At 80.3% G+C, this 3,664-nt stretch carries 2 protein-coding genes and 1 pseudogene; all 3 read left to right on the forward strand.

Annotated elements, in window-relative coordinates:
- Positions 1-86: 86 nt before the first annotated feature.
- A pseudogene (locus tag VR44_RS48025) lies at positions 87-590 on the forward strand (ATP-binding protein); the annotation flags it as partial.
- Positions 591-2,568: 1,978 nt separating this feature from the next.
- Entirely contained in the window at positions 2,569-3,084 is a 516-nt protein-coding gene (locus VR44_RS48645) for a helix-turn-helix domain-containing protein (protein WP_094192178.1), read from the forward strand.
- A partial coding sequence (locus VR44_RS48035; RefSeq protein ID WP_245692829.1) for an ATP-binding protein occupies positions 3,081-3,664 on the forward strand: 584 nt, incomplete at its 3' end. The genes VR44_RS48645 and VR44_RS48035, both read left to right, overlap by 4 nt.

Genomic DNA, 3,664 nt, shown 5'->3' on the forward strand with positions numbered 1-3,664 from the left:
CGCCCCGCGCCCGCCGCCCGGCCGTGCACGCCGCGCGGGGCCGGCGGGGAGCCCCACCGACACGACACCCAGGAGGACGGACAGCCATGCCACGGACGGTCCAGCCACGGACAGCCCTGCCGGGGACGGCACTGTCACCGACGAAGGCGGCCCCGCCGGGCGCCCCGGACCCGCACCCCGGCCCCGCCGGCGGCCGGGCGGCACCCGTCGGGCGGGACGCCGAGGACCGGCTGCTGCGCGGCCTGCTGGCCGACCTGAGGCGGGGCCGGCCCGCGCTCGTGGAGGTCAGCGGACCGCCCGGCATCGGACGCAGCACGTTGCTGGACCACGCCGCGGCCCTCGCCGCGGAGGCGGGGATACGGGTCGCCGCGGCGCCCGAGGAGACCTGCCTGCCCCACGGGATCGCCGCCCAGCTCCTCGGCGGGCTGCACCCCGGGACCGCCCCCGCCGGGCCGGACCTCCCGCAGGACCGGGCCCACCCCGGTGCCGCGGCCACCCCCCGCCCGGACCGGCTGTGCGCGGCCTTCCTCACCGCCGCCCGCAGCCGCCCCCTGCTGCTGGTCGTCGACGACGCCCAGTGGGCCGACACACCGTCACTGCGTGGCCTCCAGGCCCTGGCCCGGCGGCTGGCCGGCCTGCCGCTGATGCTGCTCACCTCCCGCAACACCGCCGTCCCGCAGGATCCGTACGAGCGGATCGAGCCCTGCCCGCTCGCCGAAGGCCGCTCCGTGGCCCGGCACCTGCTGGAGCTGCCCCCGCTGCCCGCCGAAGCCGTCGGCCGGGTCCTCGCCGACACCTGGCCCGAGTCCGCGGACGCCGCCTTCCGGCAGGAGGCCGCCCGGAGCCTCGACGGCAACCCCGCCCTGCTGCGGTCGGTCACCGCCCGGTTCCTGCGGCACGGCTGGACCCCGGACACCGGCCACCTCGCCCACCTCGCGGAGAGCGCGGCGGAGGCCGTCAGGGAGCGCACCGTGCGCACCCTGCCCCTGCTGCCCCCGGAACTCCTCGGCGTCCTGCGCGCGATCGCGGTCGCCGGGCCCGACTGCACCCCCGGCCTGATCGAGGCACTGGCCGCCGGCCCCCGCACCCCGGGCACCGCCCGGGCCCTGACCCTGCTGTCCGGCACCGGCCTGCTCGCCGACGGCCCCCGCCCCGCCCTGCGCGGCGAAGCCGCCGCCCGGGCCGTCCTGGCCGACCTCGGCACCGGACGGCGGGAGGAACTCCACGCCCGGGCAGCCGCGTGGGCCCACCGGGCGGCCCTGCCCGACCGCGCCGTGGCCCGGATGCTGCTGGGCGCCGGCCCGGTCGGCGCGCCCTGGGCGGTGGCGGCCCTGCGTCGCCGGGCCGCCGAGGAACGGGCGGCCGGCCACCACCCCCGGGCCGCCCGGCTGCTGGAACGGGCCCTGCGTGAGCCGGTGCCGGAGGCCCTGAGGGTCCGGCTGCTGACCGAGCTGGCCACCGCCGTGCTCCCCACCGCGCCCGAGGCCGCGAGCCGCCACCTGTACCGCGCCCTGGACCCCCCGGCGCACACGGCCGGACCCGCCGCCGACCCCGGCACGGTACGGGCCCGGCTGCTCGCGACGGAACTCCTCGTGGCCCGCGGCGACTTCCTCACCCCCGCCGCCCGGATCGCCCGCGCCGTCACCGAGGCGGAGCCGGGCACCGCCGAGCACTCCGCGCTGCGGGCCCTGCACTGGATGGCCGCACACGGCCGCCCCGACCCGGAGGAAGGCTGCGAGCCACCACTGCCCGACGCCTGGCCCGCCCGGCCCGAGCAGGCCGCCGAGGCCGCCGTGGCCGCCTGGCGGACCGCCCGGCGGGGCCTGGACATCACCCGCGCCCGGGGCCTCGCCCGGGCCGCCCTGGCCCCGGAGGCCCGCGCGCACGTGCCGCCGGCCGTCCGGACGGCCGCAGCGTACGCGCTCGTCCTGTGCGGGGACACGGAGGAGGCCCGCGGCGCCCTCGACGGGATCCTGGTGTGCGCCGCACGGCGGGACGCCCGGCCGGTGGCCGGCGCGGCTCTGCTCGTCACCTGCCTCGCCGAACTGTGGGGCGGCAGGGACGCCGCCGCCTCGGAGGCCCTCGACCGGTGCGAGGAGGTCATGCCGGCCCCCCTCTGGCATCCCCTCATGGCGCCCGGCCCCCTCGCCCTGCGGGCCCTGCTCGACCTGCGCCGGGGCGCGGATCCTGGACACCCGGCTGCCGCCCGCCGCCGAGGGCGGACTGGCCTGGGCCCACCTCCTCTACGCGCGCGGCCGGGTCCGGCTCGCGGCCGGCGAGCGCGACACGGCCCTCGCCGACCTGCTGGAGTGCGGGCGCCGGCTGCTGGCCCGGCGGGCCGCCAACCCCGCCCTGCTGCCCTGGCGTTCGGCGGCCGCGCGGACCCTCGACCCCGAGGACCCCCTGGCGGTACGGCTGCTGGCCGAGGAACGCCGCCGGGCCCTGCTGTGGGGCGCGCCCCACGCGCTGGCCACGGCCCTGGCCCCGCTCCCCGGCGGGGCCACCCCGCCCGGAGCGGCGGAGCGGGCCCGGGGCCGTGCCACCGGCTGGCAGTACCGGCAGGCGCTGGTGGCGCTCGGTACGGCCCCGTTCTCGGGCCACCTCACCGTCGACTCCCTGCTCGACGACGCCCGGACCGCGACCGGGCCCGTACCGGACCGGCCCGCACCGGCGCGCGGCACAGCCGACCCGGGCCCGCCCGGCCCGCCACCGGACCCGGCCGCGGACCCGGCGCCGGACACGGGACGCGAGGCGCTCCGGAACGGACGGCCCCCCGGGGAGCGGGACCCCCGGCGGCACGGGCCGGCACGGGGCGGGCCCCGGGGCGCCCGGCGCGGCACGGAACCGGCGGGACCCCCCGCGCCCGCCGCCGGCGGAGCGCCGGCCCCCCTGACCGACGCCGAAACCCGGGTCGCGGCGCTCGCCGCCGACGGGCTGCCCAACCGGGCCATCGCCCGGGAACTCGCCGTCACCCCCCGCACCGTGGAACAGCACCTGACGAAGGCCTACCGGAAGCTCGGCATCCGGGGGCGCCCCCAGCTGGCCGCGGCACTCGGACGAACCGCTACGGAGGAAACGACATGAACCCCCTGCTCCACCGCCGACAGGAACTCGGCCTGCTCACGGCGGCGTTGGACGCCACGGGCCACGGAGCGGGAGGCGGGTCGCTGACGGTGGTCACCGGGGGCATCGGCATGGGCAAGACCGCCCTGCTGAGGGCCCTGCCGGAACTCGCCGAACGCCGTGGCGTGCGCGTCCTCACCGCCGGCGGAGCCCCGCACGAACAGGCCTTCCGCTTCGGTGTGCTCGACCAGCTGCTGACCCCGCTGCTGCCCGCCACAGGGGCCGCCGCCCTCCCGCCCGGGGAACACACCGGTCCGGACTCCGGCCCCGGACAGGACGCCACCCGGCTCGCCCTGGTCGCCGAACACGCCGACCGCAAACCGCTGCTCCTGCTGGTGGACGACCTCCAATGGGCCGACACCGCCTCGCTGCGCTGGCTCGCGCGGCTGGCCGGACAGCTGCCCCGGCTGCGCGTGACCCTCGTCGCCGCCCTGCGCGAAGGGGACCCCGGCGAGGACGAACCTCGCCTCCACCACCTCACCGGTCGCGCCGCCGCCGTCCTGCGGCTGAGCCCGCTGTCCGTCGGTGCCACCGCCGACCT

It is taken from the genome of Streptomyces katrae, assembly GCF_000966975.1.
Taxonomy (GTDB): Bacteria; Actinomycetota; Actinomycetes; order Streptomycetales; family Streptomycetaceae; genus Streptomyces; species Streptomyces katrae.